This window comes from Rhizobium sp. RAF56, assembly GCF_052113965.1.
Classification (GTDB): Bacteria; Pseudomonadota; Alphaproteobacteria; order Rhizobiales; family Rhizobiaceae; genus Rhizobium.
The window spans coordinates 98,097-122,953 of sequence record NZ_JBFRDU010000004.1 but is presented as its reverse complement, the minus strand read 5'-3'; the positions used below and the strand labels follow the sequence as shown (position 1 = coordinate 122,953).

Annotated in this window: 26 protein-coding genes; 12 read left to right on the top strand and 14 right to left on the bottom strand. The window is 62.3% G+C overall.

What is annotated here, in order from left to right; translation table 11 throughout:
* Positions 1-2 precede the first annotated feature (2 nt).
* From AB4048_RS04960 to AB4048_RS04925, 8 genes are all read left to right on the top strand, one after another.
* The gene (locus AB4048_RS04960; protein ID WP_442200808.1) at positions 3-1,100 is read left to right on the top strand and encodes an ABC transporter ATP-binding protein; all 1,098 of its coding nucleotides are present in this window, start codon (positions 3-5) and stop codon (positions 1,098-1,100) included.
* Positions 1,101-1,114: 14 nt separating this feature from the next.
* Positions 1,115-2,227: a mandelate racemase/muconate lactonizing enzyme family protein gene (locus AB4048_RS04955; protein ID WP_442200807.1), complete on the top strand. Its 1,113-nt coding sequence runs from the start codon at positions 1,115-1,117 to the stop codon at positions 2,225-2,227.
* A gap of 10 nt (positions 2,228-2,237) precedes the next feature.
* Positions 2,238-2,567 carry an L-rhamnose mutarotase gene (locus AB4048_RS04950; protein ID WP_442200806.1) on the top strand — a complete coding sequence of 110 codons (330 nt, stop codon included), beginning with the start codon at positions 2,238-2,240 and terminating at the stop codon, positions 2,565-2,567.
* A 246-nt stretch (positions 2,568-2,813) separates the two neighbouring features.
* Entirely contained in the window at positions 2,814-3,884 is a 1,071-nt protein-coding gene (locus AB4048_RS04945; RefSeq protein ID WP_442200805.1) for a Gfo/Idh/MocA family protein, read from the top strand.
* A 4-nt stretch (positions 3,885-3,888) separates the two neighbouring features.
* Positions 3,889-4,344: a MaoC/PaaZ C-terminal domain-containing protein gene (locus AB4048_RS04940; protein WP_442200804.1), complete on the top strand. Its 456-nt coding sequence runs from the start codon at positions 3,889-3,891 to the stop codon at positions 4,342-4,344.
* Positions 4,345-4,349: 5 nt separating this feature from the next.
* Complete coding sequence (locus AB4048_RS04935) at positions 4,350-5,480, top strand: extracellular solute-binding protein (protein ID WP_442200803.1); 1,131 nt, start codon at positions 4,350-4,352, stop codon at positions 5,478-5,480.
* A gap of 28 nt (positions 5,481-5,508) precedes the next feature.
* Positions 5,509-6,240, top strand: coding sequence for an SDR family oxidoreductase (locus AB4048_RS04930; RefSeq protein ID WP_442200802.1), 732 nt, complete (start codon positions 5,509-5,511; stop codon positions 6,238-6,240).
* A 131-nt stretch (positions 6,241-6,371) separates the two neighbouring features.
* Positions 6,372-7,049, top strand: a complete 678-nt coding sequence (locus AB4048_RS04925) for a DUF1345 domain-containing protein (RefSeq protein WP_442200801.1) — start codon at positions 6,372-6,374, stop codon at positions 7,047-7,049.
* Between the two features lie 20 nt (positions 7,050-7,069).
* Here the strand turns inward: AB4048_RS04925 and AB4048_RS04920 are convergent, their stop codons facing one another.
* The 8 genes from AB4048_RS04920 to AB4048_RS04885 form a co-directional block, all read right to left on the bottom strand.
* A complete protein-coding gene (locus AB4048_RS04920; protein WP_442200800.1) occupies positions 7,070-7,243 on the bottom strand; it encodes a DUF1328 domain-containing protein in 174 nt (57 codons plus the stop codon).
* A gap of 138 nt (positions 7,244-7,381) precedes the next feature.
* A complete protein-coding gene (locus tag AB4048_RS04915) occupies positions 7,382-7,876 on the bottom strand; it encodes an ester cyclase (RefSeq protein WP_442200799.1) in 495 nt (164 codons plus the stop codon).
* Positions 7,877-8,044: 168 nt separating this feature from the next.
* Positions 8,045-9,472 (bottom strand): gamma-aminobutyraldehyde dehydrogenase, encoded by a 1,428-nt coding sequence (locus AB4048_RS04910; RefSeq protein ID WP_442200798.1) that lies wholly within the window; start codon positions 9,470-9,472, stop codon positions 8,045-8,047.
* A 65-nt stretch (positions 9,473-9,537) separates the two neighbouring features.
* On the bottom strand, positions 9,538-10,353 hold the full coding sequence (locus AB4048_RS04905) for an ABC transporter permease (protein ID WP_442200797.1): 816 nt from the start codon (positions 10,351-10,353) through the stop codon (positions 9,538-9,540).
* Complete coding sequence (locus AB4048_RS04900; RefSeq protein WP_442200796.1) at positions 10,343-11,317, bottom strand: ABC transporter permease; 975 nt, start codon at positions 11,315-11,317, stop codon at positions 10,343-10,345. The genes AB4048_RS04905 and AB4048_RS04900 overlap by 11 nt, the downstream gene beginning before the upstream one ends.
* A complete protein-coding gene (locus AB4048_RS04895; protein WP_442200795.1) occupies positions 11,314-12,303 on the bottom strand; it encodes an ABC transporter ATP-binding protein in 990 nt (329 codons plus the stop codon). The genes AB4048_RS04900 and AB4048_RS04895 overlap by 4 nt, the downstream gene beginning before the upstream one ends.
* 198 nt (positions 12,304-12,501) lie before the next feature.
* Positions 12,502-13,662, bottom strand: a complete 1,161-nt coding sequence (locus tag AB4048_RS04890) for an ABC transporter substrate-binding protein (RefSeq protein ID WP_442200794.1) — start codon at positions 13,660-13,662, stop codon at positions 12,502-12,504.
* A gap of 119 nt (positions 13,663-13,781) precedes the next feature.
* The gene (locus AB4048_RS04885; RefSeq protein ID WP_442200793.1) at positions 13,782-14,690 is read right to left on the bottom strand and encodes a LysR substrate-binding domain-containing protein; all 909 of its coding nucleotides are present in this window, start codon (positions 14,688-14,690) and stop codon (positions 13,782-13,784) included.
* 268 nt (positions 14,691-14,958) lie between these two features.
* Between AB4048_RS04885 and AB4048_RS04880 the strand changes: the two genes are divergently transcribed.
* Positions 14,959-15,717, top strand: a complete 759-nt coding sequence (locus AB4048_RS04880) for a hypothetical protein (RefSeq protein WP_442200792.1) — start codon at positions 14,959-14,961, stop codon at positions 15,715-15,717.
* A 385-nt stretch (positions 15,718-16,102) separates the two neighbouring features.
* Here AB4048_RS04880 and lysS read toward each other — a convergent pair whose 3' ends face one another.
* Positions 16,103-17,596 carry a lysine--tRNA ligase gene (gene lysS, locus AB4048_RS04875; protein WP_442200791.1) on the bottom strand — a complete coding sequence of 498 codons (1,494 nt, stop codon included), beginning with the start codon at positions 17,594-17,596 and terminating at the stop codon, positions 16,103-16,105.
* Positions 17,597-17,710: 114 nt separating this feature from the next.
* Positions 17,711-19,165 carry a glutamate--tRNA ligase gene (gene gltX / locus AB4048_RS04870; RefSeq protein ID WP_442200790.1) on the bottom strand — a complete coding sequence of 485 codons (1,455 nt, stop codon included), beginning with the start codon at positions 19,163-19,165 and terminating at the stop codon, positions 17,711-17,713.
* 267 nt (positions 19,166-19,432) lie between these two features.
* Here gltX and AB4048_RS04865 point away from each other — a divergent pair, with 267 nt between their 5' ends.
* On the top strand, positions 19,433-19,981 hold the full coding sequence (locus tag AB4048_RS04865) for a glutathione peroxidase (protein WP_442200789.1): 549 nt from the start codon (positions 19,433-19,435) through the stop codon (positions 19,979-19,981).
* A gap of 22 nt (positions 19,982-20,003) precedes the next feature.
* On the opposite strand, the gene AB4048_RS04860 is transcribed toward AB4048_RS04865, so the two are convergent.
* From AB4048_RS04860 to AB4048_RS04850, 3 genes are all read right to left on the bottom strand, one after another.
* Complete coding sequence (locus tag AB4048_RS04860) at positions 20,004-20,759, bottom strand: TerC family protein (RefSeq protein WP_442200788.1); 756 nt, start codon at positions 20,757-20,759, stop codon at positions 20,004-20,006.
* A gap of 93 nt (positions 20,760-20,852) precedes the next feature.
* On the bottom strand, positions 20,853-21,698 hold the full coding sequence (locus AB4048_RS04855) for an AraC family transcriptional regulator (RefSeq protein ID WP_442200787.1): 846 nt from the start codon (positions 21,696-21,698) through the stop codon (positions 20,853-20,855).
* Between the two features lie 82 nt (positions 21,699-21,780).
* Positions 21,781-21,882: a TetR/AcrR family transcriptional regulator C-terminal domain-containing protein gene (locus AB4048_RS04850; RefSeq protein ID WP_442200904.1), complete on the bottom strand. Its 102-nt coding sequence runs from the start codon at positions 21,880-21,882 to the stop codon at positions 21,781-21,783.
* Positions 21,883-21,989: 107 nt separating this feature from the next.
* Between AB4048_RS04850 and AB4048_RS04845 the strand changes: the two genes are divergently transcribed.
* Positions 21,990-22,775, top strand: a complete 786-nt coding sequence (locus AB4048_RS04845; RefSeq protein ID WP_442200786.1) for an Abi family protein — start codon at positions 21,990-21,992, stop codon at positions 22,773-22,775.
* Here the strand turns inward: AB4048_RS04845 and AB4048_RS04840 are convergent.
* On the bottom strand, positions 22,715-23,422 hold the full coding sequence (locus AB4048_RS04840; RefSeq protein ID WP_442200785.1) for a TetR/AcrR family transcriptional regulator: 708 nt from the start codon (positions 23,420-23,422) through the stop codon (positions 22,715-22,717). The genes AB4048_RS04845 and AB4048_RS04840 overlap by 61 nt on opposite strands.
* A 156-nt stretch (positions 23,423-23,578) precedes the next feature.
* On the opposite strand from AB4048_RS04840, the gene AB4048_RS04835 reads away from it, so the two are divergent.
* On the top strand, positions 23,579-24,787 hold the full coding sequence (locus tag AB4048_RS04835) for an HlyD family secretion protein (RefSeq protein WP_442200784.1): 1,209 nt from the start codon (positions 23,579-23,581) through the stop codon (positions 24,785-24,787).
* The last annotated feature ends 70 nt before the right edge of the window (positions 24,788-24,857 follow it).

Genomic DNA, 24,857 nt, shown 5'->3' with positions numbered 1-24,857 from the left:
GCATGGCCCAGGTCTCGCTCAAGAAACTCGTCAAGCGCTATGGTGCGCTGGAAATCGTCCACGGTATCGACCTCGACATTCGCGACAAGGAGTTCGTCGCGCTCGTAGGTCCCTCGGGCTGCGGCAAGTCGACGACGCTGCGCATGATCGCGGGCCTCGAGGACATTTCCAGCGGCGTCATCGAGATCGGCGGCGCGCCGGTCAACGATCTGCCGCCGCGCGATCGCAACATCTCCATGGTGTTCCAGTCCTACGCGCTCTATCCGCACATGACGGTGCGCGAAAACATGGGCTTTTCGCTGAAGATCGCCAAGTTGCCGCAGGCCGAAATCGACCAGCGCGTCAACGAGGCCGCGGCCATCCTGAGTCTCGATGCGCTGATGGAACGCCGCCCGGCGCAGCTTTCCGGCGGCCAGCGCCAGCGCGTCGCCATGGGGCGCGCTATCGTGCGCCAGCCGGAAGTGTTCCTCTTCGACGAGCCTCTGTCGAACCTCGACGCCAAGCTGCGCACGCAGATGCGCACGGAGATCAAGAAGCTGCACGCCAAGGTGCAGTCGACGGTCATCTACGTGACCCACGACCAGGTCGAGGCGATGACGCTCGCCGACCGCATCGTCATCATGCGGGATGGCTATATCGAACAGGTCGGCACGCCGGACGAAGTGTTCAAACGCCCCGCGACCCGCTTCGTCGCGGGCTTCATCGGCTCGCCGCCGATGAACATCGAAGAGGCGACGATCTCGGGCGGTCACGTGGTGTTCGGCAACGGTGACAAGCTGCCGCTGCCCGGGCAATTCTCCGGTCGGGTCAAGGAGGGCGAAAAGGTTGCCTTCGGCCTCAGGCCAGACGACATTTTCCCGACGGGCCACGGCCTGCATTCTGGCGCCGACACAGCCGTCCACGAGGTGACCCTGCCGGTCGCGATTACCGAGCCGCTCGGCAACGAGACGCTTGTTTTCGTGGAGTTCGCCGGCCGCGAATGGGTATCGCGGATGCTCAATCCGCATCAGCTGAAAACCGGCGAGCAGCTGAAGATGAGCTTCGACCTCAGTCAGGCGCATCTCTTCTCCGCTGAAACCGGCAAGAGCCTGGCGCTCTGAAGGGAGGACGAAACATGGCTCGCATCGAAAAGATCGAACTGCGCATGGTCGACCTGCCGCCGAAGGTGAAGCGGACGGACGCCATCCAGAGCTTCGTCAGCCAGGAAACGCCGATCGTCACGATCACCGACAGCGACGGCGCCACCGGCACCGGCTACAGCTATACGATCGGCACCGGCGGCTCGTCTGTCATGCGGCTGCTCTCAGATCATCTCGTGCCGATCCTGATCGGCGAGGACGCCGATTGCATCGAGGCGATCTGGCATAAAATGGAGTTCGCGACGCACGCGACGACGATCGGTGCGATTACCGCGCTGGCGCTGGCCGCCGTCGACACGGCGCTCTGGGACCTGCGCGCCAAGAAGCAGAACACGCCGCTCTGGAAGCTCGCGGGCGGCGCCAAGGACAGCTGCCCTCTCTACACCACCGAAGGCGGCTGGTTGCATATCGAGAAGGAGGCGCTGGTCGAGGACGCACTGGCCGCCAAGGCCAAGGGCTTTTCCGGCTCGAAGGTGAAGATCGGCAAGCCGCACGGTTCCGAGGACTACGCGCGGCTGTCGGCGATGCGCGCAGCACTCGGCGACGGTTTCGAGATCATGACCGACTGCAATCAGGGCTTTACGGTCGACGAGGCGATCCGCCGCGCCGCGCGATTGCAGGAGCTCGATCTCGCCTGGATCGAGGAGCCGCTTCCGGCCGACGATCTCGACGGTCACATCCGCCTGACGCGCTCGACCCCAACGCCGATCGCGGTCGGCGAATCCATCTATTCGATCCGTCATTTCCGCGAATACATGCAGAAGGGCGCGTGCTCGATCGTCCAGGTGGACGTCGCCCGCATCGGCGGCATTACGCCCTGGCTGAAGGTGGCGCACGCGGCGGAAGCCTTCGACATCCCGGTCTGCCCGCACTTCCTGATGGAGCTGCATGTCAGCCTTGTCTGCGCCGTGCCGAACGGCAAATATGTCGAATACATCCCGCAACTCGACGATCTCTCGACCAAGGGCATGGAGATCAAAAACGGCCGGGCGATCGCGCCCTCGGAGCCCGGTATCGGGATCGCCTGGGACTGGGAGGCGGTCAAGGCGCGCTCGATTGGCGAGTTCACCAGGGAAATCCACGGCTAAGGAGGAAACCATGCAGCGGATGGGAATGGTGATCGGGCTCGAACCCTCGAAGGTCGCCGAATACAAGACGCTGCACGCAGCGGTCTGGCCGGAAATCCTCGCCCTGATCTCGGAGTGCAACATCACCAACTACTCGATCTTCCTGAAGGAGCCGGAAAACCTGCTGTTCGGCTACTGGGAATATGTCGGCACGGATTTCGAGGCGGACATGGCGAAAATGGCCGCAAGCCCGAAGAACCAGCAATGGTGGTCCGTCTGCATGCCCTGCCAGAAACCGCTCGATACCCGCAAGCAAGGCGAGTGGTGGGCGATGATGGAAGAGGTGTTTCATCATGGCTGACTATCGGAAATTGCCCCTTCTTATTGCATATAGGAGGAATGGCGGATTGTTGGCGAAAGTCGACAGACCTTCCGTCACCCCGGCCTTGAGCCGGGGTCCAGCTGCGCCGCGTCTGCGGCGCGAGAGAGTCTTCTGCGCTCAAGGACTTGAGCGCGCTGGATGCGGGATCAAGTCCGGCATGACGGCGAAGATGGCGGCGCCTTGGTTGAAGATTGGCCAGCCTGCTTTGTCTGGGCTGGAACGCGAATGACCTTTGATCCCAAATCCCTGCGCCAATGGTGGCCGAAACCCGCGAGCCCGCGCCCGATCGTGATCTTCGGCGCCGGCAGCATCGTCGGCGACGCGCATCTGCCCGCATATAAGAACGCCGGCTTCCCCGTCGCGGGCGTCTTCGATCCGAACCGGGAGAAAGCGCAGACGCTCGCCGATCAATGGGGCATCCGTGTGTTTGGCGACGAGGCCGAGGCGCTTGGCGTCGAAGGCGCGATCTTCGATCTCGCCACACCCCCGGCAGCCCACGCCGCTATCCTGTCGAAACTGCCGCGCGGTGCATTCGCGCTGATCCAGAAGCCGATGGGGGGCGATCTTGCCGAGGCGACGGAGATCCTGAAAGTCTGCCGCGAGCGCGACCTCAAGGCGGCGGTCAATTTTCAGCTGCGGTTCGCGCCGATGATGCTGGCGCTCTACGATGCGGTCGAGAAGGGTTATCTCGGCGAGGTCGTCGATTTCGACGCCTGGCTGGCGCTCGCCACCCCCTGGGGGCTTTGGCCGTTCCTGAAAGGCTTGCCGCGCATCGAGATCGCCATGCACTCGATCCACTACCTCGATTTCATTCGTGGCCTGCTCGGCAATCCCAGGGGAGTGCACGCCAAGACCATCGGCCACCCGAACCACGATGTCGCGCAGACGCGCACCGCGGCGATCCTCGACTACGGCGACAGGGTGCGCTGCGTGCTCTCGGTCAACCACGACCACGATTTCGGCCGCAAGTTCCAGGCCTGCGAGTTCCGCATCTGCGGAACGAAAGGCGCAGCTTACATAAAGCTCGGCGTCAACCTCGACTATCCGCGCGGCGAGCCGGACGAGCTCTGGATCCGGCCGGGTGCCGGCGACTGGGTCGAGGTGAAACTCGAAGGCGCCTGGTTCCCGGATGCCTTCGCCAATCGCATGGCAAACCTTCAGCGCTTCGCGTCCGGCGAGGACGCGACACTTGTCGGCTCGGTCGAGGATGCCTGGCAGACGATGGCGCTGGTCGAGGCTGCCTATCAATCGAGTGCCGCGCCGGCGACGCCGCTGGCGCCACTTCCGGAGACTTGAATTCATGACGGAACAGACGATCCATTTCGAGGACTACCAACTGGGCTCCGTGCGGTTGACGACCGGCCGCACGATCACCGAGACCGACTTCGTCGTCCATGCCGGCCACACCGGCGATTTCTTTCCGCACCATATGGACGCCGAATTTGCCAAGACGCTCCCCGGCGGCCAGCGCATCGCGCATGGGACGATGATCTTTGCGATCGGTGTCGGACTGACCGCCTCCCTGATCAATCCGGTCGCCTTTTCCTACGGCTATGACCGGTTGCGCTTCGTCAGGCCGGTGCATATCGGCGATACGATCCGCACGCGGGTGACGATCTCGGCCAAGGAGGACGATCCGAAGCGTCCCGCCGCCGGCCGCGTCGTGGAACGCTGCGAGGTCATCAACCAGCGCGATGAGGTGGTGCTTGCGGCCGATCACATCCTGATCGTCGAGCGCAGGTCCGTGGCGGTGTGAGAGATATGGCAAAGCTCAAGGGAATGACCTGGTCGCATCCGCGCGGCTATGATCCGATGGTGGCCTGCGCGAAGGCCTGGCTGGAAAAAACCGGCGTCGAGATCGAATGGGAAAAACGCTCGTTGCAGGATTTCGAATCCTTTCCGGTCGACGAGCTTGCGGCCGCCTACGACCTGATCGTCATCGACCACCCGCATGTCGGCCAGATCACGCGGGAGAATTGCCTGCTGCCGCTGGACGAGCCGGAGCATGCGGACGAGATTGCGCCGATAGCGGCGGGCACCATCGGCCGATCCTATCCGAGCTACAATTGGCAAGGGCGGCAATGGGCTTTCCCGATCGATGCGGCGACCCAGGTGCAGGCCTATCGTCCCGATCGGCGCGCCGGGCCGGTTGGGGATCTCGACGATATCCTGCCGCTGGTCAGCGCGGGCAGGGCGATCCTGCCGATGCGGCCGCCGCATTCGCTAATGACCTTCTTCACGCTCGCCGCGCATCTCGGCTTTCCCTTGAGGGTCGAGGGGCCGGAGCTGATCGCGGCTAGCGATGGCGAGGCCGTTCTCGACTGGATCGCGAGGCTGGTGGCGGAGATGGATCCGGCCTGCTTCGAGATGGACCCGATCGCCGTCCTCGATCGAATGGGCCAGGAAGATTGCGCCTACGACGTCGCGCCGTTCATCTACGGCTATGTCAGCTATTCCTTTGCCGGATTCCGACCCGCGCGCATCGCCTTTGCCGACATGCCGGCGATCGGCGGACGGTTGCCGCGCGGTTCGGCGTTGGGTGGCACCGGGATTGCCGTTTCGGCCAAGACTGCGTTTCCCGAGGAGGCCAAGGCGTTTGCGCGCTGGATCGCCAGCGGCCCGGTTCAGGCCGGGATCTACGCAGGCGCGGATGGCCAGCCCGGTCATTCCGACGCCTGGGTCAGCGACCAGGTAAACAAACGTGCGATCGATTTCTACAGCGGCACGCGGGCGACGCTTGAAGGTGCCTTCGTGCGTCCGCGTCACGACGGCTATATGGAATTCCAGCAACAGGCGTCGGATCTTATCACCAATGGCTTGCGGGGGCGCGAGCGCTATGGCCTTCTCGTCGGAAGGCTCAACCAGCTCTTCGCGCAATCGTTTCGGAACTAGGCGCCCCTCGGCGTGGAAAGGACAAACCATGAGACACGGATTGGAAGGCAAGGCCGTATTGATCACGGCGGCAGCGCAAGGGATCGGCCGCGCGAGCGTGGAGCGCTTCATCTCGATGGGAGCGCGTGTGATTGCGACCGACATCAATGAAAAGGCGCTTTCGGAGATCGAGGGCGCTGAGAAGCATGTGCTCGACGTTCTCGACAGCGCCGCCGTCAAGGCATTCGCCGCCAAGATCGGTGCGGTCGACGTGCTCTTTAACTGCGCCGGCTTCGTGCATGCGGGCACCATCCTCGACTGCGAGGAGAAGGACTGGGATTTCTCCTTCAACCTCAACGCCAAGGCCATGTACACGACCTGCCGCACCTTCCTGCCGGGCATGCTGGAAAAGGGCAAGGGCTCGATCGTCAACATGGCGTCGGTCGCCTCGAGCGTAAAGGGCGTGCAGAACCGTTTCGCCTATGGCGCCTCCAAGGCAGCCGTCATCGGCCTTACCAAGGCAATTGCTGCTGATTTCGTGGCGAAGGGCATCCGCGCCAACGCCATCTGCCCAGGTACGGTCGACAGCCCGTCGCTGCACGATCGCCTGCGCGCGACCGGCGACTACGACAAGGCCATGAAGGATTTCATTGCTCGCCAGCCGATGGGACGCATCGCCACCGCCGAAGAAGTGGCGGCGCTGGTGACCTACCTGGCTGGTGACGAGGCGGGCTTCACCACCGGCCAGATCCATGTCGTCGACGGCGGTTGGACCGGCTGATCGCTCCGAAACTGGAAGGGGCCGGCATTGTCGCCGGCTCCATCCGCCAAGCTTGTGCCGCCCCTGCCTTGTCTGTCGTCCCACCGGGCGTATATCAAGATGCGAAGCCTAGAGCGAAGGAGCGTGTCGGCATGCAGCCGGATGGCAAGCCACAGGTACGGTCTCCGGCAATGGTGATGTTTCTCAAGCATGAGAGCATCTTTCTCGCCATCATCGCCAGTCTGGCGGTTTTTCTGTTTCTGACGTCGCGCGATTTCAACGCGCGCAACTTCCTGATCAGTTGGAACTGCGGAGCCGGCATCTATATCGTCATGACGTGGTACCGGATGCTGACGTCGAATGTGCATCGCATCCGCAAGCGGGCTTCGGATCTCGATTTCTCCGATGTGCTGTTGCTGTGCCTGTCGATCGCGGCGGCCGTCGCCAGTATCGGCGGCATCGCGCTGGAGCTTAGCGGCATCAAGGCCGCTTCGGGCGACGTGGCGCTAGCCCACGCCGCCATAGCGATCGGCACCATCCTGATCTCCTGGGTGTTTCTGCACACGCTGTTTACCACCCACTATGCGCATCGCTTCTATGCCGATCGCAGCGGGCAACCGCCGATCCGCTTCCCGGAGGGCGTGAAGGAGCCGATCTACTGGGATTTCCTGTATTTCTCCTTCACCATCGGCGTCGCGTCGCAAACGGCTGACGTGGCGATCGCCACCATGCAGATGCGGCGGCTTGCGCTCATTCACAGCGTGCTGTCCTTCCTGTTCAACACGACCATTCTGGCGCTCGCCATCAATGTCGGCGCAAGCCTGCTCTGAACGGTACGGCCGAGGCCGGATCAGGTCACGGCGCTTCCGGCCATCAGCGCCAGCACGAGGAAGATCAGGAAGATCACGAGTGCGACGACGAACAGCACCTTCGAGATGGTGGCCGTTGCGGCCGAGACGCCGGAAAAGCCAAGAAAGCCGGTGATCAGCGAAATGACCAGAAAGATGATAGCCCAACGCAGCATCGAATTTTCCTCCATGTTGACGGAGGAATGACGCGCAAAACGGGAAATTGTTCCGTCGCCGTAACGTAAGCCGGCAAAATTTCGGGAATGCCGGCCGCCGCATCGCCGGCCGGCATCCATTCGCGCAGTCGGTCGGACCTACATGAGCCCCAGCTGTTTGTAGAAGCCGAGTGCGTCGTAATAGTCGGATTGCTGCTTGATGGCCCCCTTTTCGATGACGAATACCGAGGCGCCATCGAAGGTAAAGGCTTTGTTCGTGGCCTTGGTGCCGTCGGCCCAGGGGCCGCTGTTGGTGCCGCTGAAGGTCCATTCGAAGGAGACCTTGTCGCCGCTGACGATCGGCTCGCCGCGCATCACCCATTTGAGGTCAGGGGCAGCGGTCATGAAGTTGTCGATGACCGCGGTTTTGGCTTCGGCCTTGCCGACTGTGGGTTTGCCGACAGACGCGTCGTAGTAGCTTACCTTCTCGTCGAAAAAGGAAGCCGCCTTTCCGGCATCGTGGGCATTCCACGCGGCGACATAGTTTTCAACGATGGCGGCAGGCGTGTCGTCCGCGGCAAGGGCCGGAAGCGCTCCGAGCCCCGAGGCCAGGCACAGGCCGCCGAAGGCGGCAAGTAGTGTGCGGCGTTTCATATCTCTCTCCCTTTGTTGGTTCCGTGTTTTTAGAACGTTTCCGTTTTTCTTCGAAACACGGAAACGTTCTATCTATTTGTTTTTACGCAATTCCGGACGGAAAACGGTGTCACACTTTTCCTGGAATTGCTTTAGGCGTGCGGCCGGTTTATCCGGCCGTCATTGTTATTATCCGTGGTTGATCATGATATGGCGCACGGCGGTGTAGTCCTCGAGCGCATAGATCGACATGTCCTTGCCGTAGCCGGACTGCTTCACGCCGCCATGCGGCATTTCGTTGGCCAGCATGAAATGGGTGTTGATCCAGGTGCAGCCGTATTGGAGGCGGGCGGCGGCCTGCATGCCGCGACCGATGTCCTTGGTCCAGACCGAGGAGGCAAGGCCGTAGTCGCTGTCGTTCGCCCAGTTGACGGCGTCCTCGACGTCGGTGAAGCGCGTGACCGATACGACCGGGCCGAAGACTTCGCGGCGGACGATTTCGTCCTCCTGGGTCGCCCCGGCGATCACCGTCGGCGCAAAGAAAAAGCCGCGATCGCCGGAGACCTTGCCGCCTGTCGTGATCTCCATGTGCTTGTGTTCGGCCGCGCGGGTAACGAAGCTTTCGACGCGGTCGCGCTGGCGCTTGGAAATCAGCGGGCCGATCTCGTTTTCGGTATCGTCGGCCAAGTTGAAGCGCAGCGTCGAGACCGCCGACGTCAGGTCCGCGACAAAACGGTCGTAGATCTTCGCGTCGGCATAGATGCGGCATGCGGCGGTGCAGTCCTGACCGGCGTTGTAGTAGCCGAAGGTGCGGATGCCGGCGACTACAGCGTCGATATCAGCGTCGTCGAAGATGATGACGGGCGCCTTACCACCGAGTTCCAGGTGCGTGCGCTTGACGCTCTTGGCGGCGGCGGCGAGCACCTTCTTGCCGGTCGCGATGTCGCCGGTGATCGACACCATGTTGATCTTCGGGTGGTTGATCAATGCGTTGCCGCAGCTCTCGCCGCGGCCGAGCACGAGGTTGACGACGCCCTCGGGAAGAATCTCGGCCATCAGCTTGGCCATCTTCAGCGCCGTCAGCGGCGTCTGTTCGGAGGGCTTGAAGACCACCGTGTTGCCGCCGCCGATCGCCGGCGCCAGCTTCCAGGCCATCATCATCAGCGGGTAGTTCCACGGCGCGATCGAGCCGATTATGCCGATCGGATCGCGGCGGACCATCGAGGTGTGGCCGGGGAGATATTCGCCGGCGACCGGGGCGTGCAGATTGCGCACGGCGCCCGCGAAGAAGCGGTAGCAGTCGACGATAGCCGGGATTTCGTCGTTGAGGACGGCGTTGATCGGCTTGCCGCAGTTGAGCGCCTCCAGCGCCGCGAAGGCCTCCGCGTCCCGTTCGATCGCGTCGGCGATTTTCAACAGGTAGGCGGAGCGTTGGCCGGGCGTCGTCTGCGACCAGCTCTTGAACGCCGCCTCTGCTGCATCCACGGCGGCATCGATCTGGGCGATCGAGGCTTCGGGCAGCTTGACAACCGTCTCGCCGGTCTTGGGATTGAGGACCAGCTCCTCGGTTTCCGTACCGGCCTCGAAGCGCGAGCCGATCAGCATTTGAGTGTCCATAGTGTTCTCCCTTAGTAGCGCATCCCGAAACGTGCGAAGCGGCGGATGCGCGTTAAATCAAACGGTTACTTTCCGCCGCCGGCGATCTGGTCGCCGTCGCGGGTGAGGTAGTAGGCAGCCAGGATCGGCAGGAAGGTGACGAGCACCACGACCATGGCGACGACATTGGTGACCGGCCGCTGGCGCGGGCGGATCAACTCTTCGAGCATCCAGATCGGCAGCGTCATCTGCTGGCCGCCGGTAAAGGTGGTGACGATCACCTCATCGAAAGACAGCGCGAAAGCGAGCATGCCGCCGGCAAGCAGCGCGGTGCCTATATTCGGCAGGATGACGTGCCGGAACGTCTGGAAACCGTCGGCGCCAAGGTCCATCGAGGCTTCGATGAGCGAACCGGAGGTGCGCCTGAAGCGGGCGACGGCGTTGTTGTAGACGACCACGACGCAGAAGGTGGCGTGGCCGAGAATGATCGTCCAGACCGAGAACGGGATATCGAAGAGGCTGAAGGCGGAGCGCAGCGCTATACCGGTGATGATGCCGGGAAGCGCGATCGGCAGGATGACCAGCAGCGAGATCCCTTCGCGGCCGAAGAACTTCGTCTGGCTGACGGCGGCCGCGCAAAGCGTGCCGAGCAACAGCGCGATCGAGGTCGCGATCACTGCGACCTGCACCGAAAGTCCGAGCGCCGACCAGACGTCCGGCCGGTTCCAGGCGATCGGGAACCACTGCAGCGTCAAGCCCGGCGGCGGCCACTGGTAGCTCTTCTCCTCCGTGGTGAACGCGTAGACGAAGATCAGGAGGATCGGCAGGTGCAGGAAGAGAAGGCCGCCGGCGGCGCCGACCTTCAGGGAGAGAGGGGCCCTGTGGCCACGGTCAGAGCGCATCGAAGGCCCCCTGTTTCTTGGCGATCCAGAGATAGATGGCCATGATGACGATCGGAACGACGGAGAAGGCGGCGGCGAGCGGTACGTTGCCGGCCGTGCCCTGCTGGGCGTAGACGGCCTGCCCGATGAAGAGCCGCGAGGAGCCGATGATCTGCGGGATGATGTAGTCGCCGAGCGTCAGCGAGAAGGTGAAGATCGAGCCGGCGATGATGCCCGGCATGGCAAGCGGCAGCAGCACCGTGCGGAAGGTCTGGCGCGGCGTGGCGCCGAGGTCCGCCGAGGCCTCGATGAGATTGCCGGGCACGCGCTCGAGCGCTGCCTGCGTCGGCAGGATCATGTAGGGGAGCCAGATATAGACGAAGACGATGAAGGTGCCGAGATAGCTGACCGAGAGCGAGTTGCCGCCGACGACCGGCAACGAAAGCACGCCGTCGAGCAGCCAGGAGAGGCCGACCCGCTCGAAGAACCAGGTGAGGATCCCTTCCTTCGCCAGGATTAGCTTCCAGGCGTAGACCTTGACCAGGTAGCTCGACCAGAGCGGCAGCATGACGCCGAGATAGAAGAGCGCCTTCCATTTCCCGTGCGCGTAGCGTGCCGCATAGTAGGCGATCGGGAAGGCGAGGAAGGCGGAGGCGATCGTCACCATCGCCGCCATGAGGACCGTGCGCAGGATGATGTCGAGGTTCGTGGAGTTCAGCAGCTGCGCATAGGTCGCAAGCGTAAGCTCGTAGTTCACCAGGCCGGAAAAGTCGTCGATCGAAAAGAAACTCTGCAGAAGCAACGCGATCAGCGAGCCGATATAGATGACGCCGAGCCAGAGCAGCGGCGGCGTCAGCATCAGGAACAGAAGCAGCTTCGGCCGGCGCCAGAAGAGGTCCGAGAGGCGCCCGAAGAAGCCGCCGCGACCCGGCAGGATCGATGTGGCCGGCGGCGAGGCCGGAACTGTTGCGGCAACGGCGGTCATGCGGCGTCGTCCATGTAGTGGACGTCCGCCGGTTCCCAGGCAAGCTTGACGGCCTCACCGCTCGACGGGATGGCGTGGCCGGCAGGCACGGTGACGTGCAGACGGGTGCCATGGGTCTCGACGGTCAGGCGCGTTGCCGCGCCGAGGAAGCTCGTCGCCGCGACGGTCGCGCCGACGCCATCGGCGCCGGCAAGACGGATCGCCTCCGGCCGCAGGCTCGCCCAGCGGCGCTCGCCGCCGAGTGCGGCCATGGCTTCGGGCGCGATCACGTTCGAGGAGCCGACGAAATCGGCGACGAAACGGGTCTTCGGCTGCTGATAGATTTCCTGCGGCGTGCCCTCCTGGACGATGCCGCCATCGTTGAAGACAGCGACGCGGTCCGCCATCGACAGCGCCTCGCCCTGGTCGTGCGTGACGAAGACGAAGGTGATGCCGAGCGCGCGCTGCAGGATCTTCAATTCTTCCTGCATCTGTTCGCGCAGCTTCAGGTCGAGCGCGCCGAGCGGCTCGTCGAGCAGCAGCACCTTGGGCTTGTTGACGAGGGCGCGGGCGAGCGCCACGCGCTGCCTCTGGCCGCCCGAGAGCTGGCCCGGCTTGCGCGCGCCATAGCTCGGCAGCTTAACCAGTTCGAGCGCCTGTTCGGCGGCACGTTGGCGCTCGGCCTTGTCGACGCCCTTGACCATCAGCCCATAGGCGACGTTGTCGAGGATGTTCAGGTGCGGAAACAGCGCGTAGTCCTGAAAGACGGTGTTGACGTTGCGCCGATAGGGCGGCACGCCCTCCGCGGTCTCGCCGAAAATCTCGATATGGCCGCCGGTGGGCTGCTCGAAGCCGGCGATCAGGCGCAGGCAGGTCGTCTTGCCCGAGCCCGAGGGGCCAAGCATGGCGAAGAATTCGCCCGGCGCGATCTCGAGGTTCACGCCATCGACGGCTCGAACCTGGCCGAAGTGGCGCGACACGTTTTGGAAACGGACAGCGGCGGTCATGGCGGGAACTCCAAAGTCTGTGGTTTGTCGCTGCCGCTCATCCGCGCTGCCGGGCACCTTCTCCCCGCAGGCGGGGCGAAGGAGCGCCGCGGCAACGCTTTCCTGCCGGGCATTCAGGGCAGGGTGCAGCAAATCTTCAGGGCGAGCACCCTCTCCCCGCGTGCGGGGAGAGGGGCAACCCCTCTATCAAGACGCCAATCAGCGTCCGCCGATCACGCCGATATAGTCCGAGACCCAGCGATGGTACGGCACGCACTCGCCCTGCGAGGCGCACTTGGCGGTCGGGGTCCGCCAGAACTTGATCTTGTCGAAGTGATCGAAGCCGTTGGTGGCGCAACCGGTGTCGGTCATCAGCTCGTTGCCCTTGCAGGCCGCGGGCACGGACGGGACCGCGCCGAACCAGGCGGCGGCATCACCCTGAACCTTTGGCTGCAGCGAATGCTCGATCCACAGGTAGGCGCAGTTCGGGTGTTCGCTGTCGACATGCAGCATGGTCGTATCGGCCCAGCCCGTGACGCCTTCTTCGGGGAAGGTCGAGGCGATCTTCTGCTTGTCTGCCTGCATCAGGTTGACCTGGAACGGCCAGGAGCCGGAGGCGACCACGCCTTCGTTCTTGAAGTCGTCGATCTGGATCATCGCGTCGTGCCAGTAGCGCGAGATGATCTTGCGCTGGCCGCGCAGAAGGTCGAGGGCGGCCTTGTACTGGTCCTCGTTGAGCTCGTAGGGGTCCTTGATGCCGAGATCGGGCTTGTGGGCCATCAGGTAGAGTGCGGCATCGGCAATGTAGATCGGGCCGTCATAGGCCTGCACACGTCCCTTGTTGGACTTGCCGTCCGGCAACGTCTGTTCTTCGAACACGACGTTCCAGCTCTTCGGCGCGGCATCCTTGAAGGCATCCGTGTTGTACATCAGGACGTTCGGTCCCCAGAGATAGGGAACGCCGTAATGCACGCCGTTCACCGTATACCAGGGAGCGTTCTGCAGCCGTTCGTCGACGTTCTTGAAGCTCGGGATAAGGTCGGTGTTGATCGGCTGCACGCGCTTGCCGGCAACCAGCCGCAGCGAGGCGTCTCCGGAGGCGGTGACGAGGTCGAAGCCACCCTCGTTCATCAGCGCCACCATTTCATCCGACGTGGCGGCGGTTTTCACCGAGACCTTGCAGCCGGTTTCCTGCTCGAACTGGGTGACCCAGTCATAGTTCTTGTCGCTTTCGCCGCGCTCGATGTAGCCGGCCCAGGCGACGATGCTGACAGCACCTTCACCCTTGCCGAGGGTCTTCAGCGGCTCTGCGGCTATCCCTTGGGTTGCGAAACTCAGCGCGGCAAGCACTGCCGTCGTCGATTTGGCGATGCGCGTCATCGGACTCTCCCGTTTGGCCACTTTGTGGCGTTTTGTTCCCATTTAGCAGGGTGACGCTATTTCGCCGCATTCGCAAATTCATTAATCAGAAAGTCGATATCGGAAATTCCGATTTCACCCTACCGCTGTCGTCCGGACCGCGTGGCCTCGGCGATGCCGACGAAATCGCGTGCCGACTGCGGCAGGCTGGAGCCCTTGCGCCAGACGATTCCGACCTGCACGACCGGCAGCGAGCCGGAGACGTCGCGGCTCTCGATGCGATCGCCTTCGAGCGACCAGGGGCGGTAGACGAGGTCGGGCAGAAGCGCGATGCCCGCGCCCGTCGCCACAAGGCTGCGCACCGCCTCCACGGACCTCGTGCGGAAGGCGACGTGCGGGCGGGCGCCGAGCGCCGTCAAAAGCTTGCCGGTATTTTCCTCGATTTCGTCGATCGTCAGCATGATCAGCGGCTCGCGGCTGATGTCGGCGACGCCGATGATATCGGCCGACATCAGCGGGTGGCCCATCGGCAGCCAAAGCCGGTAGGGTGAGGTTTCGAGGATCTCGGCCTGCAATGCCATGCGGTCGCGCAGGTTGGAGATGACCATGACGGCGACGTCGAGTTCCCCACCGATCAGCAGATGTTCCAGATAGCCGCCATTGTCCTCGATGGCGCTGACTTCGACACCGGGGCACGATCGGCGATAGCGCGCCAGAAGATCGGAGAGAACATAGCCGGCGACCAGCGACGTGACGCCGATATTGAGCGTGCCGGAAAAGGTGCTGCGCTGGCCGGAAAAGCTGGTGCGGGCATCGGAGACGGACGACAGGATCTTCGTCGCGTGGCGAAGGAACTGGTGGCCGTTATGAGTGATCGACAGGCCGCGGGAATGGCGGTCGAACAGTTCGACCCCGAGATCACCTTCAAGCTCTTTCAGCGCTTCCGTGACTGAAGATTGTGAGATCGACAGATTTTGTGCCGCCCGCGTGACCGAGCCCTGTTCGGCCACGGCGACGAAATATTGCAGCTGTCGGAGGGTAAATGCCATGAGCGTTTAGAGCATGCGGAAGTGGCGCTGATCAAGTCGCACAATCATGGGCAGGCCGCAGAGTGGCGGATGTACGTCCGTCATTCTATTGGCATCCCCTAGCTCTCGGGGGATGTAGAAACCCTGGGCAAATTGAGCCGGCTTTTTTTGGGGCGATCCGGCGAAGAACGTTGATTTATCTCGCTCTTAAGCATTCCGAAACGTCATTTCTCTAGCGTCGAAGTGCATATTTGTCTCGTTTGGAGTGCCCTATGGCGGAGCAGTTGGCTTGAAAGCCCTACTGCGCAAAATCCGGCTGCCCCGGAAGCTTGTATCGATTGTCGGCGGAGGGGCTCTTCTCGTGGGCTGCTCCGGCGCGGCCGCGCTCTATTTCGGCAAGCAGACGTTTCTCGGCATATCGGCCGCCATGACCAACGGGCTTTCCTGCACCGACGTCAATCTGGTGACCATCCGCAAGCAGGACCACGTCTGGATCCGCAAGTACATCAGGACCGAACCGACCGACGGGCTGACGCGCGCGAAGACGGCGCTGAGGGTGGCCAAGGCCGTCTATGAGGAACAGAAGCCCGACCTCGTGCAGGTGGTCGTGCTCGACCAGAACGGTCCGATCCTGCGTTCCGATCTCCGCGGCAGGGCGTTCGGGGCCGACGTCGTCTATACGCCGCATCCCGAAGCGGTCGGCGAGCCAGCCGGCTCGCGGCAGCTCACCGCGCGCTACTATGACGGCACGGCGAGCGACGCCGGGCTCTTCTACGGCGAACGGATCGAGATGCCGCCGAAGGACATCGACACCATCATGGCCGGTCTGAAAGACGTGAGCGACTGCGCCAACCCGGTGGCCGCGGCCGAGCCGCCGAAGGGCGAGGCCAAGAAGAAGTCCGAGCATGTGAGCCTGACCGCGCCGGCGGTTACGAACGAATACACCGCCTCGATCCCGCAGGCGTCACCGCTCGACACCCTGTTCGCTTCTCCGACGGCGGAGGATCAAGTGCAGCGGATGCCGTCGGCCTTGGAACACGCACGCTAGGGCGAATCTGCTTTTTTCCGAATCGCAGATCCGCGCTATCTATTTGTTTTTACGCAATTCCTGACGGAAAACTTTCCCTGGAGTTGCTCTACTGATCCGAACATGAAAAAGCCGACCGCCCGCATCGGCTGGTGGGCTCAGGCTGCTGACAAAGCGTGTTTTTGCAGTTTTGGCCGCCTTTTTCCGTCATGCCGGCCTTGAGCCGGCATCCAGCAGCGCCGCGTCGGCGGCGCGAAAGTGTCTTTTGCGCGCAATGGCTTGCGGCGCTGGACCCCGGCTCGAAGGCCGGGGTGACGGAGGTTGGAGCGCTGTCCCGATAAATCTTTGCCATCAACTGAGCCGACCGGCCGTGACGGTAGTCGGCGCCAATCTCAAGAATAGGCGCTTACTCGGCCTTGTTGCGGCGGGCCGGGAAGAGGATGACGTCGCGGATCGAGGGAGCGTTGGTCAAGAGCATGATCAGGCGATCGACCCCGATCCCGAGGCCGCCTGCCGGCGGCATGCCCTGGTCGATCGCGTCCAGGAACTCGTCGTCGAGCTGCTTTGCCTTTTCGCCGCGGGCATGCGCCTGTTCGAGCTGCTCGACCATGCGGGCGCGCTGCTCTTCCGGATCGTTGAGTTCGGAGAAGGCGTTGCCCAGCTCCCAGGTGTTGCAATAGGTCTCAAAGCGCTCGACGAGGCGCGGCTCGCCCGGCACTTCCTTGGCGAAGGGCGAGATGTCCTTCGGGAAATGCGTGACGTGCGACGGCTGGATCAGCGTCGATTCGACTTTTTCTTCAAAGATGAACGCCAGGCATTCGCCCCAGGTCCAGTCTTTCTCGACCGCAAAGCCGGCTGCCTTGGCGGCGGCGCGTGCCTCCTCGTCGGTCTTCATCGCCAGGAAGTCGATGCCGGTTGCTTCCTTGACGGCGTCCGGCATGGGCACGCGCTTGAACGGGCCCTTGAACGACAGTTCCTTGTCGCCATAGGCAAATTCGGTCGAGCCATGAACCTTGACCGCGAGCTCGGCGAAGAGCCTTTCCACGAGGTCCATGATGTCCTCGTAGTCGGCATAGGCCCAGTAGCACTCCATCATCGTGAATTCCGGATTGTGCCGGGTGGAGACGCCTTCGTTGCGGAAGTTGCGGTTGATCTCGAAGACCTTGTCGGTGAGGCCCGAGACCAGCGTGCGCTTCAGGAAGAGCTCCGGTGCGATACGCAGGTACATATCGAGCTTCAGCGTGTTGTGATGCGTCTTGAAGGGTTCTGCCGTGGCGCCGCCATAGACGGAGTGCAGCATCGGCGTCTCGACTTCCATGAAGCCGTCATTTTCCATGAAACGGCGGATGCCGGAGACGATCTTGGAACGGCTCTGGAAGCGGAGCTTGGATTCCTCGTTGGTCATGATGTCGAGGTGACGCTTGCGGTAGCGCAGCTCGATGTCGGAGAGGCCATGCCACTTTTCCGGCATCGGCAGCAGCGACTTCGTCAGCATGGTGATCTGATGCGCATTGATCGTCAGTTCGCCGCGCTTGGTGCGGCGCACCGCGCCGGTGACGCCGATGATGTCGCCGATGTCGATCATCGGCAGCAGCGCGCGGGCGTCTTCCGGGGTGGTGTCCTTGTGGCTGAAGATCTGGATTTTTGCGGAGGCGTCATGGATGTCCATGAACATGCCCGAGTTGCGCGAGGAATAGACGCGGCCCGCGACCGTTACGATGTCGGTCGTTTCGGTATCCGGCTCGAGGCCGGCATATTTTTCCGAAAGCTCGGCATTGGTCATCGTCCGGTGGAAATGCGCCGGATAAACGTCGCCGATCTGCTCGCGCAGCAACTTCAGCTTTTGCGCGCGCACTTCAGTGACGTCGGAGGAGAGGGCGGTTTCGGTCTTTTCGTTCATATCGGTTGCCTCATCGATGCGGCATGAAATTCTAAAATCACAAAGCGGAGGGGAGGGGTTTTTCCTGGTAGAAGACCCCTTTCCGACCCTCCCACAAGGGGGAGGCCTGCGCTGTTATTTCGGTCCGACGAGTGACGCGACGGCCTGTGCGGCGAGTTTGAGCCGCTGGCGCACGACCGAGCGGCCGAGGATCGCCATCGAATCGAACAGCGGCAGCGAGCGCGAGGAGCCGGACATTGCAACGAAGAGCGGCGCGACGACCACCTTCAGCTTCTTGCCCATGCGGTCGGCGACGGCACGAAGCTCGGCCTCGATCGCCTCCACGTTCCATTCGAGGATCTTTTCGAGATCCGGCTGGACGGTGTTCAGAATTTCCAAAAGCTCTTCCGGCGTCGACTTGATCTTGGCGAAGGCTGTGGGATCGAGGTTGAGTTCGGACTTCAGGAGGAAGCCCATCAGGTCCGGCAGTTCGCCGAGCTTGGAAATACGCGACTGCGACAGCTTCAGGCCGTCCCGCAGACGATCGTTCTCCATCGCCCAGGCAAGCACGCGATGCCGGAACTCTTCTTCCGACAGCTTCTCGCGAATCCAGCGTCCGTTCAGCCAGTCGAGTTTCTGGATGTCGAAGATCGCGCCGGCCTTGGAGAGGTTTTCCGGATCGAATTTTTCGGCGAGCTCTTCCATCGTCAGAAGCTCTTCGCCCTCGGCGATCTGGACGAAGAACAGGCCGAGGAAGTTCATCAGCGCCTCGGGGATATAGCCCAGCGCCGTGTAATAGGAGATCGAGGTCGGGTTCTTGCGCTTCGACAGTTTCGACTTGTCGGCGTTGCGCATCAGCGACAGATGCATGAACACCGGCGGCTCGAGGCCGAGATACTGATAGATCAGGATGTGCTTCGGCACCGAAGCCAGCCACTCCTCGCCGCGGGCGACGTGGGTGATCTTCATCATATGGTCGTCGACGACGTTTGCCATGTGGTAGGTCGGCATGCCGTCGGCCTTGAGCAGCACCTGCATGTCGACGGCGTCCCAGGGTATTTCGACGTCGCCATAGACGCCGTCGGTAAACTTGCAGGAGCCTTCGGTCGGGATCTTCATGCGCACGACGGAGGGTTCGCCGGCCGCCATGCGCGAGGTGACTTCCTCGGCCGAAAGGTTCAGGCAGTGGCCGTCATACTTTGGCGCCTTGCCGGCGGCGCGCTGGGCTTCGCGCATCTTTTCCAGACGCTCCGGCGAGCAGAAACAGCGGAAGCCATGGCCGGCGGCAACGATCTTTTCGACGTAGGGGAGATAAATGTCCTTGCGGTCGGACTGGCGATAGGGCCCGTATGGGCCGCCGATATCCGGGCCTTCCGACCACTTCAGGCCGCACCATTTCAGCGCGTCCAGTACCTTCTTTTCGAATTCGGGCGTCGAGCGCGTCGCATCGGTGTCCTCGATGCGCAGAATGAACTCGCCGCCGTTTTTCTTGGCGAAAAGGTAGTTGAAGAGAGCGATGTAAGCGGTGCCGACATGCGGCTCGCCGGTCGGCGAGGGAGCAATGCGGACGCGGACGCCTGAAGCTGTCATTTTGAGTGCCCGTCAAATGAATGCCGGACGGCTTCCTTGGAGAAAAGCGACGTTCGGCGATAAGGGATACAGATATCTGGATCAGGAAACCGGCCGGAAAAGGGCATTGCGCCCGCGTCATCCGCCGATCGCCCAGTTGGCTGGCCTTAGGCCATATTCAACCGTCAACGTCAAGGAAAATGGCATCGCGAACCGGCTGGACAATTCCACGCGAGAGCCTAATTTGCGCCCGCTGCGGCAATTGCCGCTCAAAGGAGTCTTATTTTCATGAACGATGTGCTGAATGTTCCGGTCAAGATGGCGGATGGCCGGGAAACCACGCTCGGTGAATATCGCGGCAAGGTGCTGCTGGTCGTCAACGTCGCCTCCAAATGCGGATTGACGACGCAATATGATGGCCTGGAGAAGCTTTATGAGGACAAGCGCGGCCACGGCCTCGTGATCGCGGCATTTCCGGCCAACGATTTCAAGAACCAGGAGCCGGGTTCGGACGAGGAGATCGTCGCCTTCTGTACCAGCACCTATGACGTCAAGTTTCCGATCTTCTCGAAGATCTCGGTGAAGGGTGAGGCCAAGCATCCGCTCTACCGGCAGCTTACCGCTTCCGGCGTCGCCACGACCGGAGAGGGCCCGATGCGCGAGCGGCTGAAAGGCTACGGTATCGACACCGGCAGCGACGGCGAGGTGCTCTGGAACTTCGAAAAATTCCTCATCGGCCGCAACGGCAAAGTGGTGGCACGTTTCGCACCTGACGTCACCGCCGAGGATCCAAGGCTGACCGCGGCGGTTGAGCGCGAGCTCGCCAGGGCTGGTTGAGCCCTGGCCAGGTCTCGGGCGGTCAGTGCAACTTGCGGCGCGCTTCTATCCTGGCGCGCCGGTTTCGAACCACCATGTTCAGCGCTTCGACCAAAGCCGAGAAGGCCATGGCGAAGTAGATGTAGCCCTTGGGAACATGCACGCCCATGCCGTCGGCGATCAGGGTCATGCCGATCATCAGCAGGAAGGCGAGCGCCAACATGACGATCGTCGGGTTCTTCTCGATGAAGTTGGCAAGCGGGGTGGCGGCCACCAGCATCACCGTGACGGCGGCGATGACGGCGACGAACATGATCGGCACGTGCGGCGTCATGCCGACGGCGGTGATGATGCTGTCCACGGAGAAAACAAGGTCGAGCATGAGGATCTGAGCGATCGCGGCCGCAAAGCCGGTCGTCGCGGATGAGGCGATAAAATCCTCCCCATGTTCGGCGGGGTCGACATTATGATGGATTTCCTTGGTCGCCTTCCAGACGAGGAAGATACCTCCGGCGATCAGAATGATGTCCTTCCACGAAAAGCCTTGGCCGAAGACTTCGAAGACCGGCGTCGTCAGCTTGACGATGAAGGCGATCGTACCAAGGAGCACCAGCCGCATGATCAGCGCCAGGCTGATGCCGACGCGGCGGGCCCTTTCGCGGTGCTCGGGAGGCAGCTTGTTCGTCAGGATTGAGATGAAGATCAGGTTGTCGATGCCGAGCACCACCTCCATCACAACGAGCGTGATGAGCGCGACCCACGCGCCTGGATCCTGCGTGAGCGCCAGGATATCCTGCATTATTGTCCCCCGAGTTTCGGCTTTCCGCCGTTCGTAACTCGCGGATATGTAAGTAGTAAAATGCGGGCCGCAAGCAGAGCCCGCATTTTTGCTTCAACGCTCGCCCTTCAAGGGGATCCATATTTCGGTGACGCCCATGCCCGTGTGGGGGTCGAAACGGTCGTCGTAGCGCTCGATGAGATCGGGAAGATCGCCGTGCTCTTCGCCCGAGGCCGGGAGCCAGTCGCCGAAGATACGATGGCAGGTCGCCGCGATCCCGGAGATATGACCCCGGTGGACGAAGACGGCGTAGCGCTGCGATGGCAGTCGCAGGGTTTGAAAGCCCGGGGGCAGGCCATCGTCGTCCGCCACCTCGGCCGCGGCCATATAGCGGAAGCGCTCGATCTCGCCCGGAAGAGCGGTGCAGACGCCATAGGCGACGTTGCCGACCTGACCGGCGATGTATCCGAAATGCGTGTTGAATTTCTGCCACAGCGAGGGGATGCCTTGCGTCGCGCCATAGGCATAGTCCTCCACCAACCCGGCAAGCAGCATCGTGGCGGTGCGTTCGAAGCGGGGAGGTTCGAGTTTTGGAAGGCGGTGGTCGTCCATTCTGAGTGGCTCCATCAAATCGAGATCAAGGAGGTGCCCCTGTCGGCGCGCAGCTTCTGGCGTGATGCCGAAATACTCGCGAAAGGCACGGGTGAAAGCCTCGTGCGAGCCGTAACCCGCATCGAGGGCAACCTCGAGAATGCTCGACGATCCGCCGGCAAGAGCCTTGGCCGCGACGCTCAAGCGTCGGGCGCGAATATAGGCGCTGATCGAATGGCCGGTCGCAAGCCCGAAGGCCCGCGAGAGGTGGTAGCGGGAAAGGCCGGCCGCGTCGGAGATTTCATCCAGCGAAATGTCGTCGGAGAAGTGACTTTCGATGAACCATAAAGCCCTTCCGATCGCAGTCATGATCACTCCCTTGGTTGCAACCCCTTCCTAGGAGTTTACCAGCTTTGGGATTTGATCGCGGTTGCGCAATTGGAAGGGGCGCTTAGACGGTTCTTCCCTGATGCCGACCGTAGGTGGCGAGGAACATGCGGATCGCGCCGCGCGCGACGCGGTCGATCTCGGACGGCGGTGGCGTCCGAGACATCGTGCCGAACAGGCGGAGCTTGAAAGAATTGCCGCTGGACGGCATGTTCCGCTGGACGATGCCCTGGAGCCTCTTGGAAGTGCGCTAGGGGATGAGGGGCTCTGGAAATGAATTACCCCGGCCGCGTGCCTAGGGCAGAGACGGTACCGGGGTTTACAGAAGCAGATATATGCAGGGGTGGGGGAGAAATCAACCCCATAAGTACTATGGCAATAGACGACGCTGGACCCTTCCCAGGCATAGAGGACACCCTCTCGGCCGACAGGTTCGGCACCTATCTGGGATGGGCAGGGGGAGACCGCAACAAGGCTGTCGTCCTTTATACCCTCAATGCGCTCCTCAGCGAGAGCCTGTACACCCCCCTACACATGTTCGAGGTGGCACTGCGAAACCGCATCCACCATGTGATGAGCGTGGTCCACGGCGACACTTGGTTCGACAGGCCCGAGCATCAGGCCAATTTGATACAGGCTGACATGATCGCCAAGGCCCGAAAGGAACTTGCCGAACAGGGCAAGGCCGACACGCCTGCGCGGATCGTGGCGGCCCTCACCTTCGGCTTCTGGACTGCGATGCTCGGCAAGGAATACGAAAACCTGTGGCAGATGACCCTGAAAGACATTGCCAAACGCGAAGACGGCAAGGGCTTGCGGCGTAAGGATTTTACGAAATCCCTTGGAGCGATCCGCACCCTTCGCAACCGTCTGGCCCACCACGAAACGGTGTTGCATTGGGATTTGCGAAAACATCACGCAAACATCATGCAGCTAACCGGCTGGCTCTCGCCGGTAGCCGCCGACTGGTGCAAAGTATACGGACGCTTCGAAAACCTCTATCCCAAGGAGGGGGTGGAGCTGGTGTTCAATGCCGTACTTCCCGGATGCCGACCGTAGGTGGCGAGGAACATGCGGATCGCGCCGCGCGCGACGCGGTCGATCTCGGACGGCGGCGGCGGCCGATCCATGCTGCCGAACAGGCGGAGCTTGAAAAAACTGCCGCTGGCAAGATCCAGAAACTGCCCCGCGGCCAGATCGAGGTCATCTATTTCAAGCTTGCCCGCGGCGACATGCTGTTGCAGAAAATCGCATAGAATTGTCCGCAGGTTCTCCGGCCCCTTGAAGAAACGCTGACAGAGCTGGGGCATGCGGTCGCGAACGCCGAGCACGGTGCGCATGGCGTCGATGACCTTCTCGTCGGTCACGTGCGTGATGAAGCTGACGGCGAAGTCGTAGAGACCCGTCTCGACGTCGTCATGCTCGGCAAGCGCGGTGCGGACGGAGGCGACGAAGGCCGCGCGTTCGCTTTCGATCATCGCCGAGAAAAGCTCTTCCTTGTTCGCGAAATAGACGTAGAGGGTGCCCTTCGATACGCCGGCTTCGCGCGTCACATCGTTCATGCTCGCCGCATCGAAGCCCATCTTCATGAAGACGCGCTTGGCGCCTTCAAGAATCTGCTGCCGCTTTGCCGGATCCTCGCCCGCAGGCCAGCGTCCGCTTGCCGCAGTCTGAGTTTCCTCCGCGATCTTGAGCTTCTCCGTCATGGCTATTTGACTGCTCTTCACTTTTTCAAAGATTCTTTAACGAAATCGAACCGATTGGTTCGGTATGACTTGATATGAAACTTAAAACGCTCTATGTCAACTGAACTGAACCGTTCGGTTCGATAATTTTTAGCAAATCAGCCCGGTGTAAAGCCTATGTCGCCTACTCAAAAGAATAATGTAGCACGTATTGTCAGCGATTCCGCCGAGCCGGAAACGGCAAAGCAGGAGCCGGTCGCGCCCGCGCAAGCTCCGGCTGCCGAAGCACCTGCACCCCAGGCTCCCCAGGGGCAGGCGGCGGCCCCGACGGGCAAGAAGAAGCGCGGTTTCGCGCTGCCTGTCATCGCCGCCCTCGCGCTGGCGGGTGCCGGCTGGTATGGCTATGACTACTGGACGACCGGGCGCTTCATGGTCTCCACCGATGATGCCTATATTCAGGGCGACATTGCGACCATCTCGCCGAAGGTGACCGGCTACGTGGCGAAGGTCGACGTCGTCTCCAACCAGCAGGTGAAAGCCGGCGACGTATTGGCGACCTTGGACGACGGCGACTACAAGCTCGCGCTCTCCCAGGCGCAGGCGCAGGTCGACACCGAAGCGCTTTCCCTGCAGCGTATCGACGCCCAGATCGCCGGCGCTCAAGCGAGCCTGGAACAGGCGCAGGCGCAGAAGGTCGCCCTTCAAGCCGCCCTCCACGGCGCTGAAATCAATCAGGTGCGCGCAAGCGAACTGCAGCAGAAGTCCGTCGGCACTGCCGCCGCCCTCGACACCGCCAATATCTCGCTCGACCAGGCCAAGGCGAACCTTGCCGGCGGCGAGGCGGCCATTGCCTCGGCACAAGCCAATATCACCCTCCTCCAGGCGCAGCGCCGGGAAGCCGAAGGGACGATCAAGCAGCTTGGTCTTGCCCGCGACAAGGCAGCCCGCGACCTCTCCTTCACGATACTGAAGGCGCCCTATGACGGCATCGTCGGCAACCGCTCTCTGCAGGAAGGCGACCTCGTGTCCCCCGGCCAGCGGCTGATGGCGCTGGTGCCGGTTCGTCAGCTGTTCATCGATGCGAACTTCAAGGAAACGCAGATCCAGCATCTGGTGCCGGGCTCGAAGGTGAACGTTCATGTCGACGCATTCGGCGACAAGCCGATCATCGGCACCGTCGAATCGATTGCGCCGGCATCGGGTTCGGTCTTCTCGCTGCTGCCGCCGGAAAACGCGACGGGCAACTTCACCAAGATTATCCAGCGCGTTCCGGTTCGCATTGCGCTTCCGCAGGACGCCCTCGACAGTGGCCGCCTCCGCGCCGGCTTGAGCGTCGTCGTCGATGTCGACACGCGCACGGCCCCCGGCGGCTCGGCAGCAAAGTAAGGCAATTTCAGAAAAGCGCGGATCGTTTTTCCGTCCGCGCAAACAAATTCGTTAAGCGGTTTCCGTGTCT

Bases quoted from the DNA above. Each gene is read 5' to 3' on its own strand.
- AB4048_RS04960 (WP_442200808.1), top strand. From the start codon at position 3: ATGGCCCAGGTCTCGCTCAAGAAACTCGTCAAGCGCTATGGTGCGCTG.
- AB4048_RS04955 (WP_442200807.1), top strand. From the start codon at position 1,115: ATGGCTCGCATCGAAAAGATCGAACTGCGCATGGTCGACCTGCCGCCG.
- AB4048_RS04950 (WP_442200806.1), top strand. From the start codon at position 2,238: ATGCAGCGGATGGGAATGGTGATCGGGCTCGAACCCTCGAAGGTCGCC.
- AB4048_RS04945 (WP_442200805.1), top strand. From the start codon at position 2,814: ATGACCTTTGATCCCAAATCCCTGCGCCAATGGTGGCCGAAACCCGCG.
- AB4048_RS04940 (WP_442200804.1), top strand. From the start codon at position 3,889: ATGACGGAACAGACGATCCATTTCGAGGACTACCAACTGGGCTCCGTG.
- AB4048_RS04935 (WP_442200803.1), top strand. From the start codon at position 4,350: ATGGCAAAGCTCAAGGGAATGACCTGGTCGCATCCGCGCGGCTATGAT.
- AB4048_RS04930 (WP_442200802.1), top strand. From the start codon at position 5,509: ATGAGACACGGATTGGAAGGCAAGGCCGTATTGATCACGGCGGCAGCG.
- AB4048_RS04925 (WP_442200801.1), top strand. From the start codon at position 6,372: ATGCAGCCGGATGGCAAGCCACAGGTACGGTCTCCGGCAATGGTGATG.
- AB4048_RS04920 (WP_442200800.1), bottom strand. From the start codon at position 7,243: ATGCTGCGTTGGGCTATCATCTTTCTGGTCATTTCGCTGATCACCGGC.
- AB4048_RS04915 (WP_442200799.1), bottom strand. From the start codon at position 7,876: ATGAAACGCCGCACACTACTTGCCGCCTTCGGCGGCCTGTGCCTGGCC.
- AB4048_RS04910 (WP_442200798.1), bottom strand. From the start codon at position 9,472: ATGGACACTCAAATGCTGATCGGCTCGCGCTTCGAGGCCGGTACGGAA.
- AB4048_RS04905 (WP_442200797.1), bottom strand. From the start codon at position 10,353: ATGCGCTCTGACCGTGGCCACAGGGCCCCTCTCTCCCTGAAGGTCGGC.
- AB4048_RS04900 (WP_442200796.1), bottom strand. From the start codon at position 11,317: ATGACCGCCGTTGCCGCAACAGTTCCGGCCTCGCCGCCGGCCACATCG.
- AB4048_RS04895 (WP_442200795.1), bottom strand. From the start codon at position 12,303: ATGACCGCCGCTGTCCGTTTCCAAAACGTGTCGCGCCACTTCGGCCAG.
- AB4048_RS04890 (WP_442200794.1), bottom strand. From the start codon at position 13,662: ATGACGCGCATCGCCAAATCGACGACGGCAGTGCTTGCCGCGCTGAGT.
- AB4048_RS04885 (WP_442200793.1), bottom strand. From the start codon at position 14,690: ATGGCATTTACCCTCCGACAGCTGCAATATTTCGTCGCCGTGGCCGAA.
- lysS (WP_442200791.1), bottom strand. From the start codon at position 17,596: ATGAACGAAAAGACCGAAACCGCCCTCTCCTCCGACGTCACTGAAGTG.
- gltX (WP_442200790.1), bottom strand. From the start codon at position 19,165: ATGACAGCTTCAGGCGTCCGCGTCCGCATTGCTCCCTCGCCGACCGGC.
- AB4048_RS04865 (WP_442200789.1), top strand. From the start codon at position 19,433: ATGAACGATGTGCTGAATGTTCCGGTCAAGATGGCGGATGGCCGGGAA.
- AB4048_RS04860 (WP_442200788.1), bottom strand. From the start codon at position 20,759: ATGCAGGATATCCTGGCGCTCACGCAGGATCCAGGCGCGTGGGTCGCG.
- AB4048_RS04855 (WP_442200787.1), bottom strand. From the start codon at position 21,698: ATGACTGCGATCGGAAGGGCTTTATGGTTCATCGAAAGTCACTTCTCC.
- AB4048_RS04850 (WP_442200904.1), bottom strand. From the start codon at position 21,882: ATGTCTCGGACGCCACCGCCGTCCGAGATCGACCGCGTCGCGCGCGGC.
- AB4048_RS04845 (WP_442200786.1), top strand. From the start codon at position 21,990: ATGAATTACCCCGGCCGCGTGCCTAGGGCAGAGACGGTACCGGGGTTT.
- AB4048_RS04840 (WP_442200785.1), bottom strand. From the start codon at position 23,422: ATGACGGAGAAGCTCAAGATCGCGGAGGAAACTCAGACTGCGGCAAGC.
- AB4048_RS04835 (WP_442200784.1), top strand. From the start codon at position 23,579: ATGTCGCCTACTCAAAAGAATAATGTAGCACGTATTGTCAGCGATTCC.